Origin of the sequence: Pseudomonas soli (assembly GCF_021283165.2) — a bacterium.
GTDB lineage: Bacteria > Pseudomonadota > Gammaproteobacteria > Pseudomonadales > Pseudomonadaceae > Aquipseudomonas > Aquipseudomonas soli.
In genome coordinates, this window is sequence record NZ_CP128543.1 from 5,004,195 (window position 1) to 5,028,728 (window position 24,534).

General features: G+C 63.3%; 22 protein-coding genes and 1 tRNA gene. 21 read left to right on the forward strand and 2 right to left on the reverse strand.

Going from position 1 to position 24,534, the window contains the following annotated elements; translation table 11 throughout:
• The first annotated feature begins 94 nt into the window (after positions 1-94).
• The 5 genes from LU688_RS23060 (at position 95) to LU688_RS23080 (ending at position 2,598) form a co-directional block, all read left to right on the forward strand.
• Positions 95-179: transfer RNA gene (locus tag LU688_RS23060), tRNA-Leu, on the forward strand.
• 123 nt (positions 180-302) lie between these two features.
• On the forward strand, positions 303-1,007 hold the full coding sequence (locus tag LU688_RS23065; RefSeq protein ID WP_104444932.1) for a hypothetical protein: 705 nt from the start codon (positions 303-305) through the stop codon (positions 1,005-1,007).
• Between the two features lie 346 nt (positions 1,008-1,353).
• The gene (locus LU688_RS23070) at positions 1,354-1,587 is read left to right on the forward strand and encodes a hypothetical protein (protein WP_023629291.1); all 234 of its coding nucleotides are present in this window, start codon (positions 1,354-1,356) and stop codon (positions 1,585-1,587) included.
• A gap of 16 nt (positions 1,588-1,603) precedes the next feature.
• A complete protein-coding gene (locus LU688_RS23075) occupies positions 1,604-1,864 on the forward strand; it encodes a DUF3077 domain-containing protein (protein WP_023629292.1) in 261 nt (86 codons plus the stop codon).
• A 254-nt stretch (positions 1,865-2,118) separates the two neighbouring features.
• Complete coding sequence (locus LU688_RS23080) at positions 2,119-2,598, forward strand: GNAT family N-acetyltransferase (protein WP_023629293.1); 480 nt, start codon at positions 2,119-2,121, stop codon at positions 2,596-2,598.
• 157 nt (positions 2,599-2,755) lie between these two features.
• Here LU688_RS23080 and LU688_RS23085 read toward each other — a convergent pair whose 3' ends face one another.
• Positions 2,756-2,917 (reverse strand): helix-turn-helix domain-containing protein, encoded by a 162-nt coding sequence (locus LU688_RS23085; protein ID WP_158659586.1) that lies wholly within the window; start codon positions 2,915-2,917, stop codon positions 2,756-2,758.
• Positions 2,918-3,110: 193 nt separating this feature from the next.
• Between LU688_RS23085 and LU688_RS23090 the strand changes: the two genes are divergently transcribed.
• Positions 3,111-4,001 (forward strand): bestrophin family protein, encoded by an 891-nt coding sequence (locus LU688_RS23090; RefSeq protein ID WP_023629295.1) that lies wholly within the window; start codon positions 3,111-3,113, stop codon positions 3,999-4,001.
• 15 nt (positions 4,002-4,016) lie between these two features.
• On the opposite strand, the gene LU688_RS23095 is transcribed toward LU688_RS23090, so the two are convergent.
• Positions 4,017-5,135 carry a polysaccharide deacetylase family protein gene (locus LU688_RS23095; RefSeq protein WP_031314616.1) on the reverse strand — a complete coding sequence of 373 codons (1,119 nt, stop codon included), beginning with the start codon at positions 5,133-5,135 and terminating at the stop codon, positions 4,017-4,019.
• Positions 5,136-5,284: 149 nt separating this feature from the next.
• Here LU688_RS23095 and yaaA point away from each other — a divergent pair, with 149 nt between their 5' ends.
• From yaaA to LU688_RS23170, 15 genes are all read left to right on the forward strand, one after another.
• On the forward strand, positions 5,285-6,064 hold the full coding sequence (gene yaaA / locus LU688_RS23100) for a peroxide stress protein YaaA (protein ID WP_094011730.1): 780 nt from the start codon (positions 5,285-5,287) through the stop codon (positions 6,062-6,064).
• 772 nt (positions 6,065-6,836) lie between these two features.
• Complete coding sequence (locus tag LU688_RS23105) at positions 6,837-8,153, forward strand: nucleotide sugar dehydrogenase (RefSeq protein ID WP_023629296.1); 1,317 nt, start codon at positions 6,837-6,839, stop codon at positions 8,151-8,153.
• A gap of 71 nt (positions 8,154-8,224) precedes the next feature.
• Entirely contained in the window at positions 8,225-9,706 is a 1,482-nt protein-coding gene (locus LU688_RS23110) for a glycosyltransferase family 2 protein (protein WP_104444931.1), read from the forward strand.
• 34 nt (positions 9,707-9,740) lie between these two features.
• A complete protein-coding gene (locus tag LU688_RS23115; protein WP_038706777.1) occupies positions 9,741-10,907 on the forward strand; it encodes an alginate biosynthesis protein Alg44 in 1,167 nt (388 codons plus the stop codon).
• Between the two features lie 13 nt (positions 10,908-10,920).
• Positions 10,921-12,363 carry an alginate biosynthesis TPR repeat lipoprotein AlgK gene (algK, locus tag LU688_RS23120; RefSeq protein WP_038706778.1) on the forward strand — a complete coding sequence of 481 codons (1,443 nt, stop codon included), beginning with the start codon at positions 10,921-10,923 and terminating at the stop codon, positions 12,361-12,363.
• Positions 12,360-13,838, forward strand: a complete 1,479-nt coding sequence (locus tag LU688_RS23125) for an alginate export family protein (protein ID WP_104444929.1) — start codon at positions 12,360-12,362, stop codon at positions 13,836-13,838. Before algK ends, LU688_RS23125 begins: the two co-directional genes overlap by 4 nt.
• Positions 13,839-13,856: 18 nt before the next feature.
• Positions 13,857-15,413 (forward strand): mannuronan 5-epimerase AlgG, encoded by a 1,557-nt coding sequence (gene algG / locus LU688_RS23130; protein ID WP_046854234.1) that lies wholly within the window; start codon positions 13,857-13,859, stop codon positions 15,411-15,413.
• Positions 15,414-15,426: 13 nt separating this feature from the next.
• Positions 15,427-16,869 (forward strand): alginate O-acetyltransferase, encoded by a 1,443-nt coding sequence (locus LU688_RS23135; protein WP_023630479.1) that lies wholly within the window; start codon positions 15,427-15,429, stop codon positions 16,867-16,869.
• Positions 16,870-16,876: 7 nt separating this feature from the next.
• Positions 16,877-17,980, forward strand: a complete 1,104-nt coding sequence (locus tag LU688_RS23140; RefSeq protein ID WP_038706780.1) for a mannuronate-specific alginate lyase — start codon at positions 16,877-16,879, stop codon at positions 17,978-17,980.
• A 190-nt stretch (positions 17,981-18,170) separates the two neighbouring features.
• Positions 18,171-19,631: an MBOAT family O-acyltransferase gene (locus LU688_RS23145; RefSeq protein ID WP_038706781.1), complete on the forward strand. Its 1,461-nt coding sequence runs from the start codon at positions 18,171-18,173 to the stop codon at positions 19,629-19,631.
• Between the two features lie 10 nt (positions 19,632-19,641).
• Positions 19,642-20,802, forward strand: a complete 1,161-nt coding sequence (locus LU688_RS23150; protein ID WP_038706782.1) for an alginate O-acetyltransferase — start codon at positions 19,642-19,644, stop codon at positions 20,800-20,802.
• A 20-nt stretch (positions 20,803-20,822) separates the two neighbouring features.
• Positions 20,823-21,470 carry an alginate O-acetyltransferase AlgF gene (locus LU688_RS23155; RefSeq protein WP_038706783.1) on the forward strand — a complete coding sequence of 216 codons (648 nt, stop codon included), beginning with the start codon at positions 20,823-20,825 and terminating at the stop codon, positions 21,468-21,470.
• 35 nt (positions 21,471-21,505) lie between these two features.
• The gene (locus LU688_RS23160; RefSeq protein ID WP_160290955.1) at positions 21,506-22,960 is read left to right on the forward strand and encodes a mannose-1-phosphate guanylyltransferase/mannose-6-phosphate isomerase; all 1,455 of its coding nucleotides are present in this window, start codon (positions 21,506-21,508) and stop codon (positions 22,958-22,960) included.
• Positions 22,961-23,102: 142 nt separating this feature from the next.
• Positions 23,103-23,567 (forward strand): hypothetical protein, encoded by a 465-nt coding sequence (locus LU688_RS23165; RefSeq protein WP_023632535.1) that lies wholly within the window; start codon positions 23,103-23,105, stop codon positions 23,565-23,567.
• Between the two features lie 132 nt (positions 23,568-23,699).
• Positions 23,700-24,524, forward strand: a complete 825-nt coding sequence (locus LU688_RS23170) for an SDR family oxidoreductase (protein WP_094011735.1) — start codon at positions 23,700-23,702, stop codon at positions 24,522-24,524.
• The last annotated feature ends 10 nt before the right edge of the window (positions 24,525-24,534 follow it).

Below are 24,534 nucleotides of genomic sequence, written 5' to 3' on the forward strand. Positions count from 1 at the left end.
CGACAGGGCCGGGAAGTTTAGCCCAATGCGTGAAAATTGACCATGAAAGCCGATTGACCACCTTGGGCGACCTCTCTATACTGCGGCGCCACAAGCCCTGATGGCGGAATTGGTAGACGCGGCGGATTCAAAATCCGTTTTCGAAAGGAGTGGGAGTTCGAGTCTCCCTCGGGGCACCAAGATCCAGAAAGAAGTCGACCAAATGGTCGGCTTTTTTTATGGCCGGATTTTAGTGGTCACCCAGCCTGACGCCTTGAGGGTGGACAGCACGCAAAGGATGGATCAACAGACAGGAGTCCACAGTGTTCGAAGAATGGAATGAAGTACTCAAAGCGTATCGAGCCAGTAGGCCCCGCTACTTCCAGGCACTTTTCACCCAGCCGCTCCGACTCGAGAAGCTACCCATCTGGCTTTGCGCCATCCTACTGACAGTCCTGCTTACACAGGCGCCGGACTTTCATGGCCGCCCCGTCCTCCTACTGGGCTTGGCGGTTTGCGTTGCACTGTGCATGACTGCCCTCTGGCTCTCGCGGGAAATCTTCAGTCTGTCTTACTATCAGGACTTGTACCGCCTACATGCCATCGCATCGCAATCCTCATTGAAAAGCAGCTTCACTCTTCGCTATGCGCTCTTTCTGCAACGCCTCCAGGACAGTGGCATGACCGCCACTCAAGCCGCTCGGCTGGCAGAGTTCGCAAAAATCTGCACGCCACCGCCCAAGTCCCTGAACCTGTCCCAAAGCCTGGTACTGATCGCACTTGTAACCTTTCTCGCTCCGCTCTCGATCGAAGTACTCAAGGCAAGCGAATCCTGGAACTCTGGCGCTGGCAAGATTTCTATCCTAGTCCTCGTGTTGCTTATCCTTATCGTCCTGCTCGTCAAGGCACTGCTAAGTGACCACGCTCATTTCAACCAGCGAATCATCAGATACATCGAGTTGGCGAGTCATGACCTCAAGAAATCAACGCCCTGCTTCCGCGACCGTGGATCCTCTGCCGAACTTTGAATGAGAGTAGGCGTCGCCTGGCGACTTCGAGCTCGTTTCACGCCCAGTCTTTTAAGACTTTCCCCATTCCCTGTAGTCCATTTCCCAAACATACTCCTAACCCCTTTCAAGCCATTGCGATGGTCTGGACCGGCCTCTAGTCTCGACCCGTCGCTGCCAAATCAGCGACCGGCTTTGACAGGCCGCTCCAGTAATTAACTCGCACAGTTTTGCCATCTATGGCGGCTGTACGTGGGGCACCTTCGGGTGCGCCGGGTTTCCTTACTGACCGGTCTGTCAACCCACGTACCGCTGCCACCCTCTTGTTTGACAGCAATGGTGACGGCCCTTCAGTAAGGATCACACCATGTTGAAGATTGTCCCCGACCCACCGCTTTCTCCCGAAACAGCCCACTCGCTCGAAGACCTGCTCATCCAGATCTCGGAACGTCTGTTCTGCGCCCTCTCCGTCACCCACCAGAACGCCCTTACCCAGGTCACCAGCACAGCGCGCGGTATGTCCATGGCAACGATGCACGAAATCGAGGCCGCACGCGGGCTGGTGGAACTGGCACTGAGCAAGCTGCAGATCAAGCACTGAACAGGGAGAAAACACGATGAACGACAAGACTGCCGGCGTGACCGGATTCGGCTATGGCGATGGCGAGCAACCGCTGTTCCGGGTCGAACCGGGGCAGGACGGAAAGTCAGCCATGGAACAAGCCTCCGCGATCATGGCCTGCGTGAAGCGCATGACTTTGCTCGCAGCCACTGATGGTGAGGCCAACCTTGGCTGGGGTGCGCACTTGATGAGCGATATGGCCAAGGCGGTGATGGATGATGTTGAGCTGGGTCGCCAATGGGGCTCGACTGAATAGCCCTGACCCAACGTCTACCGTCTAAATCGGCTGCGCCCGCTCCCACACGCTCGATAAAGCCCTATGGGAGTGGGCTCGCCCGTCTACGCGTTAATGACTTTCGAGCTGCATTACCGCCTCTAGCCAAGCCTTTGCGACACTCCTGACTGCACAGAAAATCACAGTTAGTGCAATTTACTGTAGAGCCACAGCATTGACTTCACGTTACCGGCCGCACAGGGTAAATAGCTTCTGGTCCCATCGGAACATTCCCCGTGCCACTTATCCATCGCCCCGTCCAACCTGCCGACATCGCCACGCTCTGTAGCTTCCCTCAAAGCGCGGACGAACTCTTCTATATGTTCCCCAAAGCCACTTACCCGCTTACCCCCACACAACTAAGCGAAGCTATTGAGCAGCGCAGCGGTTCGACAGTGATCGAGGCCGATGACGTGATCGTTGGCTTCGCCAATTTCTACAAAGCCGAAAAGGGCGGTGTCTGCGCGCTGGGTAATGTGGTCGTGGCGACGACTGCGCGGGGTCAGGGCGTGGCACGTTACCTGGTGGAGCGCATGATCGACTTGGCTCGCGAAGAGTTCGCTGCGCGGGAGGTCTGGGTGTCGTGTTTCAATCACAACACCGCAGGGTTGCTGCTTTATCCACAGTTGGGCTTTGTGCCGTTCGGGATCGAGGAGCGACAGGCACCGGATGGAAGCCGGGTAGCACTGGTACAGATGAAGCAGGTGTTGAGCTGAGGTTGAGGTGGTTTACGAGTGTGCGGTGCAGCCCTGATTGGGACTGTTTTGCAGCCCATCGCGGGGCAAGCCCGCTCCCACGCTGGCGATGCTTGCGACTCTGCTCTCTGCGCGACAGCGCAGCACTAAGCGCTGAGTGACAGGGGATCTCGCTAAACTAGCCTTCTGTATTGCGCAAACGCGCGGCCTGGACATGGGACTGGGCTCGAATGATTTCATCAGCGTCACCTTCGGCCAGTATCTGTGAAAGGTACTCCTGACTCGCTGCCTCGGAATCCAGCAGATCCGCAATCTTGAATGGCGTCAGTTCACTGGCCATGTTCCACCACCTCGCAAGATGAATGTGTCACGAGCCTAAACCATCGTCCTGAGGGAAGCTTTACCGCTTGTTGTAGGCCTCTTCTTTACTGCCGATCAGAAAAACCACGTTACACCCTGCGACGAATCCCAGCGAACCTTGACCCCTCCCGCGACGTCGGAACCTGCATCCCCCGCTTCGAGGTTCCCCCAACGTGAAAGCCCTCCTCGCCCGCAAGTACCGCCTGGTGGTCAAGACCTTCGGCTACATCGGCTGGTCGCTGTTCTGGCTGCTGATCTGGGACGTGCTGGTCACCATCGACTTCATGCTGTTCTTCAACAGCAAGTTCAGCCTGCCGCTGATCCCGCTCACCCTGCTGGGCTCGGCGCTGGTGGTGCTGGTGAGCTTTCGCAACAGCAGTGCCTACAACCGCTGGTGGGAGGCGCGCACCTTGTGGGGGGCGCTGGTGAACAGTTCACGCAGTTTCGCCCGACAGGTGCTGACGCTGGTCGACGACCCGGCTGAGGGGCCGAACCCGGTGAAGGCGACCTTGCTGCGTCGGCATATCGCCTATGTGAACTGCCTGGCCGCCCACCTCAAGAACGAGAAATGCCCGGATGAGCTGATGGCCTTCATACCGCCCGGGGAGTTCGAACGGCGCAATCGCTCCAACAATTTCGCCAACGACATCCTCAGCGGTTCGGCGGCGCTGCTGGCCCAGGAATACCAGGCCGGGCGACTGGACAGCATCCGCCTGGCGCGTCTGGAATCGACGCTGGTGGACATGTCCAACGCCCAGGGCGGGATGGAGCGGATCGCCAATACGCCGCTGCCCTACCCTTATGTGTACTTCCCACGGCTGTTCATCACGCTGTTCTGCCTGATAGTGCCGGTGGGACTGGTGGAATCGCTGGGCTGGTTCACGCCGCTGGCTTCGACGGTCGTCGGCTTCATGTTGCTGGCGATCGAGCGGATCGGCACGGACCTGCAGAGCCCGTTCCGCATCAGCGAGCATCAGATCCCGATGGACACGATCTGCGAGACCATCGAACGCAACCTGGAGTCGATGCAGCGTGAGGCGCAGTGTGCGGCCCGCGTGCCTTGAGCCCTCGGCCCCTGCTTACTCCAGCCGTGCGTACTCCCGACAGCCTTCCCAACCGATCCCGCTCTGGGCCGTGTGCTGCAACAACCACTCCAGCGCCGGCTGGGCCTTGGGCAAGCCGTCACGGAACTGGATAACCCCCTTGCGCCACAAAAGCATCAGCGTCAGCACCCGCTGCGCCGAGGCCTCGGCGCTCAGCGGGCCGTCATCCTGGGCGTCGATGTCCCACAGTGAAACCCGCAGTTGCTGGCTGTCCAGGAACGCTTCGCCATCGGCGCGGCGCTGCCCATAGGGCGGACGGAACAGCGGTACATACTGCTCGGCCAAGTCGGCCTGCACCCGCGCCTGGCTGCGCCGCAGCGAGTCCTGCCAATCCTGCCACTGGGCATGGGAGCGGTATTCCCAGCCCTGGATACCCACGCACTGGCCGGCGTACAGCTCGCCCAGCGGGCCGGCGTCGCGCCGTTGCTGCAGGCGATTGCCAAGCACGAAGAAAATCCCGTCGAGCTTCTGCCGGCGCAGGTAGTCAGCCAGCGCATCGGTGCTACCGCCCTGGGGAGCGGGACCGCTGACGAAGGTCAGCAGGAACATCCGGTCATTGAGTTCCTCGCCGTTGCGTTCACGATCGGAGAGCTTGGCCACCTCACTGGTGGTCTGCGGAAACAGCGCAGCCTTGCGCAGCTGCTCATCCAGGTAACGGGTATGGAACTGGTGGCTGGGTTCGACCCACTCGGTATAGAACGAGCCGACATCTTCGGCGAACACAGCGGCCTGTGTACGCAAATCGGCCATGGATTCCACCGGGTAGCAGAACGAGGCATCCTGCTCGCAACTGCGCTGCGCCTGCTGATAGCTTGTCCACAGACGCTGCCACAGGCGCGCCCGCACTGCCCGCACCACGGTCAGGTTGATCTGGCGCAGGCCCAGCCGGGCCTTCAGCGCCGGCTCGTCAAGCATCTCGCTTTCGTGCAGCACGCGGGCGAACGACAGGATCTCCGCCCGCGACGCCACGTCGAACAGAGCCGGGCTGTTCAACTGCTCCGGCCAGCGCTCACGGTCGAAACTGACGAAGTCGGCCGGGGCCGCCTGCGCGCCAAGGCTCAGGAGCCCGGCTAGCAGGGCAAACGCGATACGCACGATGTGCATTCTCCTAGAAGACTTGGCGCGCACTATAACGCGACAGCCGCCGGTTGCCTGTGGCGATGTTCGATGACTATCGTCGCCATAGTTTGGCGTTGCGCCAGCAGCCCCGTAGAATTCGCCCGACGATTCCAGGAGCCGACCCGATGCTGACGGTGATTTCCCCCGCCAAGACCCTCGACTACGACACCCCGCCGGTGACCCAACGCCATACCTTGCCCCAGTACCTGGACGATTCCCAGGAGCTGATCGTGCAACTGCGCGAGCTGTCGCCGGCGCAAATCGCCGAGCTAATGCACCTCTCCGACAAGCTCGCCGGCCTCAATGCCGCGCGTTTCGGCAGTTGGACCCCGGATTTCACCCCGGCCAACGCCAAGCAGGCGCTACTGGCGTTCAAGGGCGACGTCTACACCGGGCTCGATGCCGAAAGTCTGGGCGAGGACGATTTCAGCTATGCCCAGGATCACCTGCGCATGCTCTCGGGCCTGTACGGCCTGCTGCGTCCGCTGGACCTGATGCAGCCCTACCGCCTGGAAATGGGCACAAAGCTGGCCAACGGCCGCGGCAAGGACCTGTATGCCTTCTGGGGCACGCGCATCAGCGAGTGGCTGAACCAGGCCCTGGCCGACCAGGGCGACGACGTGCTGCTGAACCTGGCCAGCAACGAGTACTTCAGCGCGGTGAAGAAAAGCGCCCTGAAGGCGCGGGTGATCGACGTCGACTTCAAGGACCTGAAGAACGGCCAGTACAAGATCATCAGTTTCTATGCCAAGAAAGCCCGCGGGATGATGAGCCGCTTCGTGATCCAGGAGCGGGTCAACGACCCCGAGCAGCTCAAGCGCTTCGATGCGCAGGGCTACTACTATAGTGCCGAGCAGTCGAAGCCAGATCACCTGGTGTTCCTGCGCGATCACGCTGAGGGCTGATGGCCCCGGGGGCGCTTTGCGCCCCCATCCCACCCCTGCCCCGCAATAGGGCACGCTTGCGCCTGAAAATCGCCAAATAACAGACGCCAAAAAACCATCCCCATTATCCTTATCGCAAAACGCCATAAGACCGTTCGTAGTTTTTTGACGGATTTTGAAAAAAATTTTCGCATGCTGGCATATAACCATCGCGCTTCGTTTTCACCCTTTATATACGGGGACGAAACTGCGCCGTGCTATCAGATTGAAAGTATTTCCCTCTGAAAAAATATTTAGAAATCTTTCACCGTGGGGCAACCACCCCAGGAACTTCTACTACGCCCAATGGCTCATAGCACCCGTAACGAGTTTCAAGCGCTGAACGTGAGAAATGACTTACAGATGACAAAGGGCCGCCATCCCTAACCGGCCCGAGAACTTCAACGGCGGTACAGGAAGTGCCTGAAGCCATTATCCATGCAGGAGACAAGCGCCCCTAAAATTCGTCCTAGTGGTTGATTTCAAAGGATTTATCCACTTGAAAAAACAAGCACAGCAATTCGCGAACGGCGATTTGCAATAAAGACGGCTGCATTTCAGGGCACGCCTTTTAAATATTGGCCTTTGACTGCCAACTTTGAGTGCAGAACTTTTTGCGCTCCGGATTTATTCATGCCTGCGTTCGGTGAAGTGTCAATTCGCCATGGAACCGTGCGCCCGAAAACTGCTGGTCAATCAACCCGGTCGGCTCTTCGCTGAAGGGCTGGCGTGATAAACACATGAGGTGAATGCGATGCGTATCAGCATCTTTGGTTTGGGTTATGTGGGTGCAGTCTGTGCCGGTTGCCTGTCGGCACGAGGCCATGACGTGATTGGGGTGGACGTGTCCAGCACCAAGATCGACCTGATCAACCAGGGCAAGTCGCCCATCGTTGAACCGGGCCTGGAAGAGTTGCTGCAGCAAGGCATCGCCAATGGCCGTCTGCGCGGCACCACGGACTTCGCCGAAGCCATCCGCGCCAGCGACGTGTCGATGATCTGCGTCGGCACACCGAGCAAGAAGAACGGCGACCTGGGCCTGGAATACATCGAGTCGGTGTGCCGCGAGATCGGCTACGTGCTGCGCGACACCACCCGCCGTCACACCATCGTGGTGCGCAGCACCGTGCTGCCGGGTACCGTCAAGAACGTGGTAATCCCGATCCTCGAAGACTGCTCGGGCAAGAAGGCCGGTGTCGATTTCGGCGTGGCGGTCAACCCCGAGTTCCTGCGCGAAAGCACCGCGATCAAGGACTACGACCACCCACCGATGACCGTCATCGGCGAGCTGGACAGCGCCAGCGGCGACGTCCTGCAAGCCCTGTACGAAGAACTCGATGCCCCGGTGATCCGCAAGCCGATCGAAGTGGCCGAGATGATCAAGTACACCTGCAACGTCTGGCACGCGACCAAGGTCACCTTCGCCAACGAGATCGGCAACATCGCCAAGGCGGTCGGGGTCGATGGGCGCGACGTGATGGACGTGGTCTGCCAGGACAAGGTGCTCAACCTGTCGCAGTACTACATGCGCCCCGGCTTCGCCTTCGGTGGCTCGTGCCTGCCCAAGGACGTACGTGCCCTCACGTATCGCGCCTCGAGCCTGGACGTGAAGGCGCCGCTGCTCGACTCGCTGATGCGCAGCAACGAATCCCAGGTGCAGAACGCCTTCGACATTATCGAAAGCCACGACAAGCGCAAGGTCGCCTTGCTGGGTCTGTCGTTCAAGGCCGGTACCGACGATCTTCGCGAAAGCCCGCTGGTGGAGTTGGCCGAGCGCCTGATCGGCAAGGGCTACCAGCTGGACATCTACGACCAGAACGTCGAATACGCCCGGGTGCACGGCGCCAACAAGGAATACATCGAATCGAAGATTCCGCATGTGTCCTCCTTGCTCAACGCCAACTTCGAGCAGGTGGTGAACGACGCCGACATCATCGTGCTGGGCAACCGTGACGAGAAATTCCGAGCCCTGGCCCAACAGGCGCCGGCCGGCAAGCAAGTGATCGACCTGGTCGGTTTCATGAACAAGCCGACCTGCACCACCAGCCGCACCGAAGGCATCTGCTGGTAAACCCGGTCGGGCGGCGCGTCCCTCCCCAGCGCGCCGCCCTTCCCACCCCGAATTCTCGACGGATGCCGAACATGCAAAAGTTCCAGACAGTGCTGTTGCAGTGCGCCGGCTGGCTGCTCTACATGAGCCTGCTCATGCTGATCGCCCTGGCCCTGCCCAGCGATATCTTCGATTCGCAGTCGAAGCACTTCATCTTCCTGGTCGGCGCAGTCGGCATCTGGCGCTACTCCATGGGCGCCACCCATTTCATCCGCGGCATGATCTTCCTGTACCTGGTCTACCCGTACCTGCGCCGCAAGGTGCAGAAGCTCGGCCAGGCCGCCGACCCGTCGCATGTGTACCTGATGGTCACCAGCTTCCGCATCGATGCGCTGACCACCGCCCAGGTCTACAGCTCGGTGATCCGCGAGGCGATCGACTGTGGCTTCCCCACCACGGTGGTCTGCTCGCTGGTGGAGAAGTCCGACGAGTTGCTGGTCAAGAGCCTGTGGGCCAAGTACAACCCGCCCGGACACGTCACCCTGGACATCGTGCGCATCGCCGGCACCGGCAAGCGCGACGGCCTGGCCTATGGCTTCCGCGCCATCTCGCGGATGCTCCCGGACGAAAACGCCGTGGTCGCGGTGATCGACGGCGACACCGTGCTGGCCGAAGGCGTGGTGCGCAAGACCGTGCCGTGGTTCAAGCTCTACCCCAACGTCGGTGGCCTGACCACCAACGAGTTCTGCGAAGTGCGCGGCGGCTACATCATGAGCGAGTGGCACAAGCTGCGCTTCGCCCAGCGCCACATCAACATGTGCTCGATGGCCCTGAGCAAGCGCGTGCTGACCATGACCGGGCGCATGTCGATGTTCCGCGCCAGCGTAGTGACCAACCCCGAGTTCATTGCCGACGTCGAGAGCGACTCGCTGATGCATTGGCGCCTCGGCCGCTTCAAGTTCCTCACCGGCGACGACAAGTCCAGCTGGTTCAGCCTGATGCGCCTGGGCTACGACACCTTCTACGTGCCGGATGCGGCGATCAACACGGTCGAGCACCCGCCGGAAAAGAGCTTCGTCAAGGCCAGCCGCAAACTGATGTACCGCTGGTACGGCAACAACCTGCGGCAGAACTCCCGTGCTCTGGGCCTGGGCCTCAAGCGCCTGGGGCTGTTCACCAGCATTGTCCTGCTCGACCAGCGCGTGTCGATGTGGACCAGCCTGCTGGGCCTGACCGTGGCGGTGATCGCCAGCTTCAAGTTCGGCCTGCAGTTCCTGCTGGTGTACCTGCTGTGGATCGGCATCACCCGCCTGATCCTCACCATCATGCTGCTGTGCTCGGGCCACAACGTCGGCCCCGCCTACCCGCTGATCCTCTATTACAACCAGATCGTCGGCGCGGTGATGAAGATCTACGTGTTCTTCCGTCTCGACAAGCAGTCCTGGACCCGCCAGCCCACTGCCCTCAAGCGCGACCTCGCAAGTTTTCAACAATGGTTCAACACCTGGTCCTCGCGGACCATGACCTTCTCGGCCGCGAGCGTCTTCGTCGCCGTGCTGTTCATGGTCGTGTGAGCCCCCGGATCGGATAACAGGAACGAATATCGCCATGAATACCGCCGTGAACGTCAACGTCGTGCATGAATCCGAAGCGCAGCGCCAGCATGCCCGGGTGCGCATCCCCGCCAAACTGCGCTACCTGGACGGCAACCGCGAGCCACACGAGGTGAAGGTTGACGACCTGTCCGCCGGGGGCCTGTCCTTCCATGCGCCAAAGCCCCTGGCCGAAGGCGAAGTGCTGCGCGGCCGCCTGCAGTTCGTGGTCGACAACCTCGGCCTGTCGATGGACGTGGAGCTGCTGGTACGTACCAACAGCCGCGACACCGGCCGTACCGGCGCCGAGTTCCAGAACCTGGAGCCGCGCGACATCGCCACCCTGCGCCATATCATCACCAGCCATCTGTCCGGCGAGTTGATCAGCGCCGGCGACGTACTCAGTACTCTGCAGCGCGACAACTTTACCAAGGCGCGCAAGCAGAAGGACGGTGGCTCCGGCCTGACGGCCTTCGGCCGCCTGCGCGCGGTCACCGTCACCGCCGGGGTGTTCGTGGTCGGCCTGGTGGCGTTCGGCTTCGTCGCCAAATCGCTGTATGGCCTGTACTTCGTCAGCCATGCCGAAGCCGGCGTGGTCGCGGTACCCACCACCAATGTCACCATGCCCCGCGATGGCAGCGTGCAGAGCCTGGTGGAAAACGGTGCCAGCGTAGCCAAAGGCGCGCCACTGGCGACATTCAATACCAGCATGCTCGACCTGCTCAAAGGCCACCTGGACGACTCGCAACTGGAGCCGGCCAAGGTCGAGGAGCTGTTCGGCAAGCAACTCTCCGGCACCCTCACCAGCCCGTGTGACTGCGTGGTCTCGCGCCAGCTAGTGGATGACGGCCAGTACGCCAGCAAGGGCCAGCCGGTGTTCGCGCTGATCCCGCGTACCAGCACCCCGACCATCGAGGCGCGCTTCAGCTACCGCCAGTTCGATGAAGTGAAGCCGGGCACCCGGGTCAACTTCCAGATCGCCGGCGAGGATGAAGTACGCAGTGGCCGGATCACCGGCAGCTCGAGCCTGGACACCGACAACCTGGCCTCCGACATCCGCGTGCAGATCAAGCCCGACGGCGGCCTGCCGGCCGAACTCGCCGGCCGCCCGGCCTCGGTCAACAGCGACCGTGGCCCGTCGCTGAACTGGCTGATCGACAAAGCCGTGGCCCGCGGGCTGTAAGAGGATCATGCCGATGACCAGCAGACACCCCGGCTCCCACAGGGACAGCTTGCGCCTGGGGGCATGCGCCCTGGCCGCCGCCATCACCCTGGCCGGCTGCGCAGGCCTGCCCGACCAGCGCCTGGCCAACGAAGCGCTCAAGCGCGGCGACACCGCCACCGCCGAGCGCAATTACAAGGCCCTCGCCGACCTCGGCTACAGCGACGCCCAGGTCGGCCTCGCGGACATCCAGGTCAGCACCCGCGACCCGGCCAAGCTCAAGCAAGCCGAGGCCACCTACCGCGCCGCCGCTGCCACCTCGCCCCGTGCCCAGGCGCGCCTCGGCCGCCTGCTGGTGGCCAAGCCCGACAGCACCCAGGCCGAGCGCGAGGAGGCCGAAACCCTGCTCAAGCTCGCGGCGCAACGAGGTGAGACGAATACCCTGATCCCGCTGGCGATGCTCTACCTGCAACACCCGCAGAGCTTCCCCAAGGTCAACGCCCAGCAGCAGATCGACCAGTGGCGCGCCGCCGGCAACCCTGAAGCCGGCCTGGCCCAGGTGCTGCTGTATCGCACCCAAGGCACCTACGACCAGCACCTGGGCGAGGTGGAAAAGATCTGCAAGGCCGCACTGACCACGACCGATATCTGCTATGTGGAACTGGCCACCATCTATCAGAAACGTGCCCAGCCCGACCAACAGGCCGCCCTGGTGGAGCAGCTCAAGGCCGCCCATGCCCGCGGCGCCGTGCCCGCCACCCGGGTCGACAGCGTCGCCCGCGTGCTGGCCGACCGCAGCCTCGGCCAGACCGACGAGAAGACCGCCAAGGACCTGCTCGAGCAGGTCGCACCGGCCAACCCGGCGTCCTGGGTGAGCCTGGCGCAGCTGCTCTATGACTTCCCCGAACTGGGCGACACCGACCAGCTGATGACCTATATCGACAAAGGCCGCGAGACAGAACAGCCCCGCGCCGAATTGCTGCTGGGCCGGCTCTACTACGAAGGCAAGACTGTGCCCGCCGATGCGCAGAAGGCCCAGGAACACCTGCAGGCTGCCGCCGATGCCGGCGAAGTCAGCGCCGACTACTACCTCGGCCAGTTGTACCGCCGTGGCTACCTGGGCCAGGTCGAGCCGCAAAAGGCCGTGGACCACCTGCTGGCCGCCGCCCGTGGTGGCCAGAACAGCGCCGACTACGCCCTGGCCCAGCTGTTCAGCGAGGGCCACGGCATCCGCCCGGCGCCGACCAATGCCTGGGTGTTCGCGCAGCTCTCCCAGGTCAACCCGACTCCACAGTCGAGCGAACTGCTGCAACAGCTCGACCAGCAGCTCACGCCCGACCAGCGCAACCAGGCCCAGCAACTGCTGGCGCAGGAGAAGCAGGCACGCGGCAGCATGGCCCAAGGCGCCAACAGCACACTGGCCATCGAAGCGCTGCAGGACGAGAAAGAAGACGTAGACGCCGAGGATTCGCTATGACGCTCAACCCCTTCGTGAAAGCCGGCATCGGCCTGGGCTTCGCCCTGCTGTGGTCGATGCCGACCCTGGCGGCGGAAACCGCGCAGAAGAACTTCGGCCTCGACGTGAAGATCACCGGCCAGTCCGAGGACGACCGTGACCTGGGCACCCGCTCCGGCGGCGACGTCAACGGCCTGGGCCTGGACCTGCGCCCCTGGGTGTACGGCGAACGCGGCAACTGGAGTGCCTTCGCCATGGGCCAGGCAGTTGCCGCCACCGACATCATCGAAACCGACACCCTGCGCCAGAACGACGACGGCACCACCAGCGACAACGGCGACGACAGCCGCAAGCCGGACAAGAGCTACCTGGCCATGCGCGAATTCTGGGTCGGCTACAGCGGCCTGACCCCCTACCCAGGTGAGCAGCTGCGCTTCGGCCGCCAGCGTCTGCGCAGCGACGATGGCATGTGGCGCGACACCAACATCGAAGCGCTGAACTGGACCTTCGATACCACTCTGCTCAAGGCCGACTTGGGCGTTGCCCAGCGCTTCAGCGAGTACCGCACCGACCTCACCGAACTGGCCCCCGAAGACAAGGACCGCACCCATGTCTACGGCAACGTCGCCACGCAATGGACACCCGGCCACTGGGTTGGCCTGCGCGCCCACCACAGCCATGACGGCGGCAGCCTGAAGAGCCCCGGCGAAACCGTCGATGCCCTCGACAAGACGCGCACCGGCGACCTCACCTGGCTGGGCCTGGAAGCCAACAGCGACGCCTACAACTGGCGCAACGACCACACTGTCAACTACTGGGGCAGCGTCACCTGGCTGACCGGCGATCGCGATACGCTCAGCAGCCAGGTGGTGGGCAACGACCAGATCGCCACCGGCAAGCAAAGCGGTGACGTCAACGCCTGGGCAACCGATCTTGGCATCCGCCTGCGCCTCGATCCGCAGTGGCAGGTCGGTGCAGCCTACGCCCGGGGCAGCGGCGGCGGTGGCAGCAACGGCTCGAACAACTTCGAGCAGACCGGCCTTGAGAGCAACCGCTCCAACTTCACTGGCACCCGCTCGCGCGTACATCGCTTCGGTGAAGCCTTCCGCGGCGAACTGGGCAACCTGCAGGCGGCCACCCTGTTCGCCTCCTGGCAGCTGCGCGACGACTACGACGCCAGCTTCATCTACCACAAGTTCTGGCGTGTCGACGGCAAGCAGAACATCGGGTCCAGCGGCATCAACGCCGTGGTCGACGACGGCGGTATCAACCGTCCGCTGGTGCAGGGCGAGAAAGACCTCGGCCAGGAAATGGACGTGGTCGTGACCAAGTACTTCAAGCAGGGCCTGCTGCCGGCCTCGATCAGCCAGTCGATCAACGAACCGTCGGCCCTGGTGCGCCTGCGCGCCGGTGTGTTCAAGCCGGGAGACGCCTACGGCAAAGAGGCCGACTCGTACATGCACCGCGCCTTCGTCGACGTGATCTGGCGCTACTGAGGCCGGGAGAGGATAGCCATGAACCTGCACCCGAACCTTCGCCACAGCCTGCTCGCCAGCGCCCTGCTGCTGGCCGGCGGCCTTGCCCAGGCCGCCGAGCCCGAGATGGCCAAAGGGCTGCAACAGGCCAAGACCTATACCGTCTCCAGCGCGCCGATCGAGCCGCTGAAGATGGACCCGCCCAAGCTGCCCGACCTGTCCGGCTACACCGCCCAGGCCGTGCAGCAGAAGATCGACCGCCAGCACAAGGGCAAGGTCAGCGTCCGCCGCATGCTCCAGGAGGACACCCTCAAGGAGTTCATCGGCGGCGACAACAAGGGCGCCGAGTGGGTCCGCCGCCAGCACGGCATCCCCCAGGCGATCTTCGTCGATGACGGCCACGTCGACCTGGTGGAGCTGAGCAAGAAAGTGCCCAGCCAGTACCTGCGTGAAACCGCACCTGGCGTGTACCTGGCGCGCCTGCCGATCGTGGTCGGGCGCAAGGGCGTGCTGGAGATCGACGGCAAGGTCAAGGAGCTGCGCCTGTCCGAGGAAGGCGGCTCGTTCATCGTCAACGACGGCAAGCTGTTTGTCAGCGACACCCAGGTCACCGGATGGCGCGAGCAGGCCAATGGCCCGGCGACCTTCCGCAAGCCCGATGAATTCCGCCCGTTCCTGCTCAGCTGGGGCGGCACCGAGACCTATATCGTCAACAGCAAGATGGCTAGCTTCGGCTACGCCAAATCTAAGTCCTATGGCGTGAGCATCTCGCAGTACACGCCGAACATGGCCAAGCAGATGGGCCGCCCGGAACCCACCGGCTGGATCATCGGCTCCGAGTTCAGCGACATGTGGTACGGCTTCTACTGCTATGAGACCAGCGACTTCGTGGTCAAGGACAGCACCTACCGCGACAACATCGTCTACGGCATCGACCCCCACGACCGCTCGCACCGCCTGATCATCGCCGGCAACACCGTGTACGGCACCAAGAAAAAGCACGGGATCATCGTCTCCCGTGAGGTCAACGACAGCTGGATCATCAACAACAAGAGCTACGACAACAAGCTCTCGGGGGTGGTGATCGACCGTAACAGCGTCAACAACCTGATCGCCTACAACGAGATCTACCGCAACCACACCGACGGCATCACCCTGTACGAGAGCGGCGACAACCTGATCTGGGGCAACAAGCTGATCAACAATCGCCGCCACGGCATCCGCGTGCGCAACAGCGTGAACATCCGCCTGTACGAGAACGTCGCCATGGCCAACGGCCTGGTGGGCGTATACGGCCACATCAAGGACCTGTCCGACACCGACCGCGACATTGCCCTCGACCCGTTCGATACCAAGGTGTCGCTGATCGTGGTCGGCGGCGAGCTGGCGGCCAACGGTTCAGGTCCGCTGTCGATCGATTCGCCGCTGTCGGTGGAGCTGTACAAGGTGTCGATGCTGATGCCGCGCAAGGCCAACGGCATCAGCTTCAACGGCGTGCTCGGCGAACGCCAGGACGAAATCCTCGACCTGCTGGTGCGCCAGCAGAAGGCCGTGCTGATCGACCCGGTCGAACGCCAGACCGAAATGATCGACTAAGGAAGCCCAGACCATGACTCCACACCTGATGAAACTGCTGGGCCTGTCCGCCGCCCTCCTGGCCATCAGCCAGGGCGTGCGCGCCGAAGACGTCCAGGCACCGACCTTCAGCGCCGAACCGTGCTGCCAGCTGTGCCCGGAGGCCCACGACGCCAGCCGCTACACCACGCGCTACCAGCAGAACTTCACCACCCTGGTGCAAGCCCAGGGCGACTGGCTGTTCCGTACCCGTGAGGACCTGCGCACCGAGTTCGACACCACCCCGGGTGGCTACAAGCGCCTGCAGCAGGTGCACGACGCGTTCAAGAAGCGTGGCGTCGAGCTGGTGGTGGTGTACCAGCCGACCCGTGGCCTGGTGAACCGCAACATGCTCAACCCCGAAGAGAAGGCCGCCTTCGACTACCAGAAGGCCCTGCGCAACTACCAGGCCATGCTCCAGCGCTTCAGCAAAATGGGCTACAACGTGCCCGACCTGTCGCCGCTGACCAACGAGCAACTGGCCGCCGCCGACCAGGGCAAGGACTTCTACTTCCGCGGCGACCAGCACTGGACGCCCTACGGCGCCGAGCGCGCGGCGAAGATCGTGGCCGACACCGTGCACAAGATGCCGGCTTTCGAAGGCATCCCGCGCAAGGAATTCGAGACCAAAAAATCCGGGCGCATGGGCAAGACCGGCACCCTGCACAACGTCGCCGGCCAGCTGTGCGGCACGAGCTATGCGGTGCAGTACATGGACCAGTTCGCCACCGAACCGAAGGGCGCCGCCGGCGGCGACGACCTGTTCGGCGATTCGGGCAACGCGCAGATCACCCTGGTGGGCACCAGCCACAGCGGCAAGAACTACAACTTCTCGGGCTTCCTCGAGCAGTACATCGGCGCCGATGTGCTCAATGTCGCCTTCCCCGGCGGCGGCCTGGAAGGCTCGATGATCCAGTACCTGGGCAGCGAGGAGTTCCAGAACAACCCGCCGAAGATCCTGGTGTGGGAGTTCTCGCCGCTGTACCGCCTCGACCAGGAAACCATCTGGCGGCAGATCCTCGGCCTGCTCGACGACGGCTGTGACGACCGCCCGGCACAGATGAGCGCCAGCGCCACCCTCAAGCCCGGCAAGAACGAGCTGATGGTCAACGGCAAGAACGGCGTGATCAAGGACCTGGTCAACCGCAACCACCAGCTCGACATCAAGTTCGAGGACACCTCGGTGAAGGTGCTGCAGGCCACCCTGTGGTACCTCAACGGCCGCCACGAGGACATCAAGATCGAGAAGCCCGAGACCTCCGACACCGACGGGCGCTTCGTCTTCCAGATGCGCGAGGACGAAGACTGGGCAGGCCAGAACCTGCTCGCCCTGGAGGTCCAAGGGCCAGAAAGCGGTACGCAGAAAGTCGAAGCCAAACTCTGCAAACGCAACAACTTCGCCAGCCCCGCGCAGCACACCGCGCAAGCTGGCCAGTGAGGCGACCATGACCACCATAAGCAGCAAGACCGCACCCGCCCTGCTCGCCCTCGCCCTGTTCGGCGGCGCGGCGCAGGCCGCGCTGGTGCCGCCCCAGGGTTACTACGAGGGCATCGACAAGCTCAAGACCGGCGACGGCAATTTCCGCTGCGAAGCCGCGCCCAAGCCTTATACCGGCGCGCTGCAGTTCCGCAGCAAGTACGAAGGTTCGGACAAGGCCCGGGCGACGCTCAATGTCGCCTCGGAAAAAGCCTTCCGCAAATCCACCGAGGACATCACCACCCTCGAGAAAGGCGTCAGCAAGATGGTCGGCCAGTACATGCGCGATGGCCGCCCGGCGCAACTGGACTGCGCCCTGACCTGGCTCGACACCTGGGCACGCGCCGATGCATTGATGTCCACCGATTACAACCATACCGGCAAATCCATGCGCAAATGGGCCCTGGGCAGCATGAGCGGCTCGTGGCTGCGCCTGAAGTTCTCCAACTCGCAGCCACTGGCGGCGCACCGCGCCGAAGCCGAGCAGATCGAGAAATGGTTCGTGCGCCTGGCGCGCCAGACCGTGCGCGACTGGAGCGACCTGCCGCTGGAGAAGATCAACAACCACAGCTACTGGGCGGCCTGGTCGGTGATGGCCACCGCCGTGGCCACCGACCAGCAAGAGCTGTTCGACTGGGCGGTGAAGGAATACAAGGTCGGCGTCAACCAGGTCGACGAGCAGGGCTTCCTGCCCAACGAGGTCAAGCGCAAGCAACGCGCCCTGGCCTACCACAACTACGCCCTGCCGCCGCTGGCGATGATCGCCAGCTTCGCCCAGGCCAACGGCGTGGACCTGCGCAAGGAAAACAACTTCGCCTTGCAACGGCTTGGCGAAGGCGTGCTGGCCGGCGCCCGCGACCCTGTTCATTTCAACACCCGCGCCGGCGTGAAGCAGGACCTCAAGGACCTGAAGATCGACAGCAAGTACGCCTGGCTCGAGCCGTGGTGCGCGCTGTACCAGTGCGTCGGCGACACCCTAGAGCGCAAGCATGACATGCAGCCGTTCAACAGCTTCCGGCTGGGTGGCGATGTGACGCGGGTCTATGACCCAAAAGCCGAAATGAAGCAGTAAGTCGTTGGGAGCGGGCTTGCCCCGCGATGAGGCCCGAATGGGCAATGGTGTTGGCCCTGCTGACGCCATCGCGGGGCAAGTCGCATCGGCGAACCGCCGCTCCCACAGAGGTATAGGTTTCCCCTGCATTTTCGTGGGGGGTTTGGGGGGCGCTGTGCCCCAGGTGCTGTGCATAACTAGGAGAACCGGGATGGTCTTCTCGTCCAACGTGTTCCTGTTCCTGTTCCTGCCGGTTTTCCTCGGCTTGTACTACGTGAGCGGGAATCGCTATCGCAACCTGCTGTTGCTGGTTGCCAGCTACATCTTCTACGCCTGGTGGCGGGTGGACTTCCTCGCCCTGTTCGCCGGGGTCACCCTGTGGAACTACTGGATCGGCCTGAAAGTCGGCGCCGCCGGCGTGCGCACCAAGCCCGCGCAGCGCTGGCTGTTGCTCGGCGTGGGCGTCGACCTGTGCATCCTCGGCTACTTCAAGTACGCCAACTTCGGCGTCGACAGCCTCAATGCGATCATGACCTCGATGGGGCTGGAGCCATTCATCCTCACCCATGTGCTGCTGCCGATCGGCATCTCGTTCTACATCTTCGAGTCGATCAGCTACATCATCGACGTGTACCGCGGCGACACCCCGGCCACGCGCAACCTGATCGACTTCGCGGCCTTCGTGGCGATCTTCCCGCACCTTATCGCCGGCCCCGTGCTGCGCTTCAAGGACCTGGTCGACCAGTTCAACAACCGCACCCATACCCTGGACAAGTTCTCTGAAGGCTGCACCCGCTTCATGCAGGGCTTCATCAAGAAGGTGTTCATCGCCGACACCCTGGCGGTGGTCGCCGACCACTGCTTCGCCCTGCAGAACCCCACCACAGGTGATGCCTGGCTCGGCGCCCTGGCCTACACCGCGCAGCTGTACTTCGACTTCTCCGGCTATAGCGACATGGCCATCGGCCTGGGCCTGATGATGGGCTTCCGCTTCATGGAAAACTTCAAGCAGCCCTACATCAGCCAGTCGATCACCGAGTTCTGGCGGCGCTGGCACATCAGCCTGTCGACCTGGCTGCGCGACTACCTGTACATCACCCTGGGCGGCAACCGCAAGGGCACCTTCAACACCTACCGCAACTTGTTCCTGACCATGCTGCTGGGCGGGCTGTGGCACGGCGCCAACTTCACCTACATCATCTGGGGCGCCTGGCACGGCCTGTGGCTGGCCATCGAGCGCGCGCTGGGGCTGGACACCAACCCGCAGCGGTTCAACCCGGTGAAATGGGCCTTCACCTTCCTGCTGGTGGTGGTCGGCTGGGTAATCTTCCGCGCCGAGAACCTGCACGTGGCCGCCCGCATGTACGGCGCCATGTTCAGCTTCGGCGACTGGCAGCTGTCGGAAATCAACAGCGCCCAGCTAACAGGCCTGCAGGTCGCGACGCTGGTCGTCGCCTACCTCACCCTGGCGTTCTTCGGCCTGCGCGACTTCTACCGCAATGCCGCGCCGAAACAAGCTCCGCGCACCCCGGTGCAGGTCAATGCCGATGGTTCCCTGGGCCTGGACTGGACCCGGGTCATGACCCGCGCCCTGGTCCTGCTGCTGTTCGCCGCCTCGGTACTCAAGCTCTCGGCGCAGAGCTACTCCCCGTTCCTGTACTTCCAGTTCTGAGGCCTGAATCATGAACCGGACACTTCGCATCACCTATTCATTGACGTTCATGGGCCTGCTCGTCGGGCTGGGCGCATGGTCGGTCGGCGGGCTGGAAAGCTTCAACCGCACCGGGCAGATGACCCTGCTCGACGGCAAGCTGGCCAAGGCCGCCGAAACCCACTACGACGAGCAGTTCCCGATCAAGCGAGTCGGCACCAACCTGTGGGCCGCGCTGGACTTCAAGCTGTTCAACGAAGGCCGCCCTGGCGTGGTGCTGGGCCGCGACCAGTGGCTGTTCACCGACGAGGAATTCAACCCCACCGTCGGCGCGCAGCAACAAATGCAGGACAACCTGGCGCTGGTGCGCGGGGTGCGTGACACACTGCAACGCCAGGGCGTGCAACTGGTGCTGGCGATCGTCCCGGCCAAGGCCCGCCTATATTCCGAATACATCGGCAAAGAGACACCGGCCAGCCTGCACGACGACCTGTTCAACCAGTTCCACGCCCAGGCGCGCCAGGCCAATGTGTTCGCCCCTGACCTGCTGGCGCCGCTGGAGCAGGCCAAGGCCCGCGGCCAGGTGTTCCTGCGTACCGACACCCATTGGACGCCGATGGGCGCCGAAGTGGTCGCGCAATCGCTGGCCGAAGCCGTCGACCGCCAGCACCTGCTCACCGGCGAGCCACAGGCGTACATCACCGAGGCCGGCGCCAGCGCGCCGTACAAGGGCGACCTGACCAACTTCCTGCCGCTGGATCCGCTGTTCAGCAACCTGCTGCCCAGCCCCGACACCCTGCAACAACGCAAGACCCATCCGGTGCAGGCCGAGGGCGCCGAGGGTGGCGACGCGCTGTTCGACGACAGCCGCATCCCGGTGGCGCTGGTAGGCACCAGCTACAGCGCCAACCCGCACTGGAACTTCCTCGGCGCCCTGCAGCAGGCCCTGCGCAGCGACGTCGCCAACTACGCCGAAGACGGCCACGGGCCGTTGCTGCCGATGCTCAAGTACCTGCAAAGCGACGCTTTCAAAAATGCCCCGCCACAGGTCGTGGTGTGGGAATTCCCTGAACGGTATCTGCCAATGAAGAACGACCTCAGCGCCTTCGATCCGCAGTGGATCGCACAGCTGAAGAACTCCCGCAAATCCGAAGAAAACCTGGCCCTGTCGTCCAACCGGACGGACCACTGAAGATAGAGAGGAACACGCACATGACCACCAAGACTTCCATTGCCAAAGCCCTCACCCTCGCCGCCGGCCTGTCCCTGGCCTCGATGCAGGCCTTCGCTGGCGCCGATGCCGCCCTCTATGGCCCGAGCGCGCCGAAGGGCTCGACCTTCGTGCGCCTGTACAACGCCGCCAGCAGCCCCACCGCCGCCAGCGTCGGCAACACCCAGATCAAGCAGGTCGGCGCCCAGGCCAGCAGCGACTTCAGCTTCCTGCCCGGCGGCGACTACACCGCCCAGGTCGGTGGCAAGAGCGTGCCGGTCAAGCTGGCCGCCGACAAGTACTACACCCTGGTCAACAACAATGGCGGCAACCCGCAGCTGATCGAGGAGCCACCATTCAAGAACAAGCAGAAGGCCCTGGTGCGGGTGCAGAACCTCAGCGACCAGTCGCTGAGCCTGAAGACCGCCGACGGCAAGACCGAGGTGGTCCAGCCAGTGGCGGCCAAGGGCCGTGGCGAACGTGAAATCAACCCGGTCAAGGTCAACCTTGCCCTGTATGCAGGCGACAAGAAAGTCGGCGACGTCAAGCCCGTCGCCCTGGAGCGCGGCGAAGCGGCCGTGCTGTATGTCACCGGTTCCGGCAACAGCCTGTCGCCGGTGTGGGTAACTCGCCCCGTGGCTAGCAACTGATCCCCCTGCCTCTAAACGACTATTGGAGAAACATGATGATCCCGGTAATTCTTTCTGGTGGTAGCGGTTCGCGTCTGTGGCCTCTGTCGCGCAAGCAGTTCCCCAAGCAGTTCCTGGCCCTGACCGGCGAACACACCCTGTTCCAGCAGACCATCGAACGCCTGGTGTTCGATGGCATGGACACCCCGATCGTGGTCTGCAACAAGGACCACAAGTTCATCGTCCAGGAGCAGCTGGGCGCGCTGAAGCTGGAAACCCAGGCCATCCTCATGGAGCCGTTCGGCCGCAACACCGCGCCGGCGGTGGCCATCACCGCGATGAAACTGGTCAACGAAGGCCGTGACGAGCTGATGCTGGTGCTCCCGGCCGACCACGTGATCGAGGACCAGAAGGCCCTGCAGCGCGCCCTGGCACTGGCCACCGTGGCCGCCGAGCGCGGCGAGATGGTGCTGTTCGGGGTGCCGGCGACCAAGCCCGAGACTGGCTACGGCTACATCCGTTCCAGCCAGGATTCGCTGCTGCCCGAGGGCGTGGCGCGGGTCGCCCAGTTCGTCGAGAAACCCGACGAGAAACGCGCCAACGAGTTCGTCCGCGCCGGCGGCTACTTCTGGAACAGCGGCATGTTCCTGTTCCGCGCCAGCCGTTTCCTGGAAGAGCTGAAAAAGCACGATCCGGACATCTACGACACCTGCCTGCTGGCCCTGGAGCGCAGCGACGAAGACGCCGATGTGCTGAGCATCGACGAAGCCACCTTCGCCTGCTGCCCGGACAACTCCATCGACTACGCGGTGATGGAGAAGACCCAGCGCGCCTGCGTGGTGCCGCTGTCGGCCGGCTGGAGCGACGTGGGCTGCTGGTCGTCGCTGTGGGACGTGCACGAGAAGGACGACAACGGCAACGTCACCAAGGGCGACGTGGTGGTGCAGGACAGCCACAACTGCATGATCCACGGCAATGGCAAGCTGGTGTCGGTGATTGGCCTTGAGAACATCGTGGTGGTCGAGACCAAGGACGCCATGATGATCGCCCACAAGGACAAGGTCCAAGGCGTCAAGCAGCTGGTCAACACCCTCGACGCCCAGGGCCGGACCGAGACCCAGAATCACCTCGAGGTCTACCGCCCGTGGGGCTCGTACGACTCGGTGGACATGGGCGGGCGCTTCCAGGTCAAGCACATCACCGTCAAGCCCGGCGCCAGCCTGTCGCTGCAGATGCACCACCACCGCGCCGAGCACTGGATCGTGGTGTCCGGCACCGCCGAGGTGACCTGCGACGAGAACGTATTCCTGCTGACCGAGAACCAGTCCACCTATATTCCCATCGCCTCGGTGCACCGCCTGCGCAACCCGGGCAAGATCCCGCTGGAGATCATCGAGGTGCAGTCCGGCAGCTACCTGGGCGAGGATGACATCGAGCGCTTCGAGGATGTGTATGGGCGAACTTCCACGCCGGTGGAGCGTGGGGTTTCGGTGAAGACCATCGCGCAGTAAGCCTGGGGCACCTTCGCGGGGCAAGCTCGCTTCCACGCAGTTTTCCGGCGTGGGAGCGGTCTTGCCCCGCGATTGCGTTTTGGAGGCCTGCCCAATTTGCGGCTAGGATGGTCGAACCCCCGCCACCAAGGCCTGCACTCCCATGATCATCGGCGCCCTGCTCATCCTCACCTGGCTGGTCCTGCTGCTGCGCTATCCCGCCAAGGCCTTGCCGATTTCCCTGGCCGCCGTGTGCGGCCTGGGCCTGGTGGCACTAGGCGTGGTCTGGCAGGACACTCGCGAGGCCTCGCAGCTGGCCCGCCTGGACATTCGCCTGAGCTATGCCCCCGACCAGTGCCCCGCCGACCGCGCCCTGCAAGTACGGATGAAGAACGGCAACAAGGTGCCGCTCACCGAGCTGCGCTGGCGCGTGGCCGCCTATGCCCCCGGCGATACCGTGAACCTTGCCGAGAATACCTATGCAGCACCCCGCTACCGTGGTCCCGGCGAATTGCAGCCGGGCGTCGAGTGGAGCGACTGCCTGCCCTTGCCGCCGCTGCGCTCGGGGTATCGGCCGCAGACCCTGGAGTTTCGTGCCGAGCATCTGCAAGGTACATTCGCCAATTGATTCATTGCCTGTACCGGCCCTATCGCTGGCAAGCCAGCTCCCACAGGGGCTTCGGTGATCCCTGTGGGAGCTGGCTTGCCAGCGATAGGGCCGGGCAGGTATTACGACCCTCCCAGACCTAAGGCCTACCCCATGCCCACCGTCCTCATCACCGGTTGTTCCAGCGGCATCGGCCGCGCCCTGGCCGACGCCTTTCGCGATGCCGGCCACGAAGTCTGGGCCACCGCCCGCAAGCCCGACGACGTCGACGCCCTGCTCGCCGCCGGCTTTGCCGCACGGCAACTGGATGTGAATGACGGCGAGGCACTGACCCGCCTTGCCGACGAGCTGGAAGACCGCCACGGCGGCCTCGATATCCTCATCAACAACGCCGGCTACGGTGCCATGGGCCCGCTGCTCGACGGCGGTGTCGAGGCCATGCGCCAACAGTTCGAAACCAACGTCTTCGCCCTGGTCGGCGTAACCCGCGCGCTGTTCCCGCTGCTGCGCCGCTCCCGTGGGCTGGTGGTGAACATCGGCAGCGTCTCGGGCGTGCTGGTCACCCCGTTCGCCGGCGCGTACTGCGCGTCGAAGGCCGCCGTGCACGGTCTCACCGATGCCTTGCGCCTGGAATTGGCGCCGTTCGGTATCCGGGTGATGGAAGTGCAGCCGGGGGCGATCGCCTCGCAGTTCGCCAGCAATGCCCAGCAACAGGCCGAGCAGGTATTGGCGAGCGATTCCCCATGGTGGCCGTTGCGCGAACAGGTACAGGCCCGAGCGCGGGCGTCGCAGGACCGGCCGACCTCGGCGGCGGTGTTTGCCCAACGCCTGCTGGCCGCCACGCGCAAGTCGCCAGTGCCGGCGCTGGTGCGTATCGGCAATGGCAGCACGGCGCTGCCGTTGATGGCCCGGGTGCTGCCACAGAGGTTGCTGGATTGGGTACTGCGCAAACGCTTCGGTCTGTTGCGACCGCTCTGACGACACAAGG

Coding starts and splice junctions, on each gene's coding strand:
- LU688_RS23070 (WP_023629291.1), top strand. CDS start 1,354: ATGTTGAAGATTGTCCCCGACCCACCGCTTTCTCCCGAAACAGCCCAC.
- LU688_RS23075 (WP_023629292.1), top strand. CDS start 1,604: ATGAACGACAAGACTGCCGGCGTGACCGGATTCGGCTATGGCGATGGC.
- LU688_RS23085 (WP_158659586.1), bottom strand. CDS start 2,917: ATGGCCAGTGAACTGACGCCATTCAAGATTGCGGATCTGCTGGATTCC.
- yaaA (WP_094011730.1), top strand. CDS start 5,285: ATGCTGACGGTGATTTCCCCCGCCAAGACCCTCGACTACGACACCCCG.
- LU688_RS23105 (WP_023629296.1), top strand. CDS start 6,837: ATGCGTATCAGCATCTTTGGTTTGGGTTATGTGGGTGCAGTCTGTGCC.
- LU688_RS23110 (WP_104444931.1), top strand. CDS start 8,225: ATGCAAAAGTTCCAGACAGTGCTGTTGCAGTGCGCCGGCTGGCTGCTC.
- LU688_RS23115 (WP_038706777.1), top strand. CDS start 9,741: ATGAATACCGCCGTGAACGTCAACGTCGTGCATGAATCCGAAGCGCAG.
- algK (WP_038706778.1), top strand. CDS start 10,921: ATGACCAGCAGACACCCCGGCTCCCACAGGGACAGCTTGCGCCTGGGG.
- LU688_RS23125 (WP_104444929.1), top strand. CDS start 12,360: ATGACGCTCAACCCCTTCGTGAAAGCCGGCATCGGCCTGGGCTTCGCC.
- algG (WP_046854234.1), top strand. CDS start 13,857: ATGAACCTGCACCCGAACCTTCGCCACAGCCTGCTCGCCAGCGCCCTG.
- LU688_RS23135 (WP_023630479.1), top strand. CDS start 15,427: ATGACTCCACACCTGATGAAACTGCTGGGCCTGTCCGCCGCCCTCCTG.
- LU688_RS23140 (WP_038706780.1), top strand. CDS start 16,877: ATGACCACCATAAGCAGCAAGACCGCACCCGCCCTGCTCGCCCTCGCC.
- LU688_RS23145 (WP_038706781.1), top strand. CDS start 18,171: ATGGTCTTCTCGTCCAACGTGTTCCTGTTCCTGTTCCTGCCGGTTTTC.
- LU688_RS23150 (WP_038706782.1), top strand. CDS start 19,642: ATGAACCGGACACTTCGCATCACCTATTCATTGACGTTCATGGGCCTG.
- LU688_RS23155 (WP_038706783.1), top strand. CDS start 20,823: ATGACCACCAAGACTTCCATTGCCAAAGCCCTCACCCTCGCCGCCGGC.
- LU688_RS23160 (WP_160290955.1), top strand. CDS start 21,506: ATGATCCCGGTAATTCTTTCTGGTGGTAGCGGTTCGCGTCTGTGGCCT.
- LU688_RS23165 (WP_023632535.1), top strand. CDS start 23,103: ATGATCATCGGCGCCCTGCTCATCCTCACCTGGCTGGTCCTGCTGCTG.
- LU688_RS23170 (WP_094011735.1), top strand. CDS start 23,700: ATGCCCACCGTCCTCATCACCGGTTGTTCCAGCGGCATCGGCCGCGCC.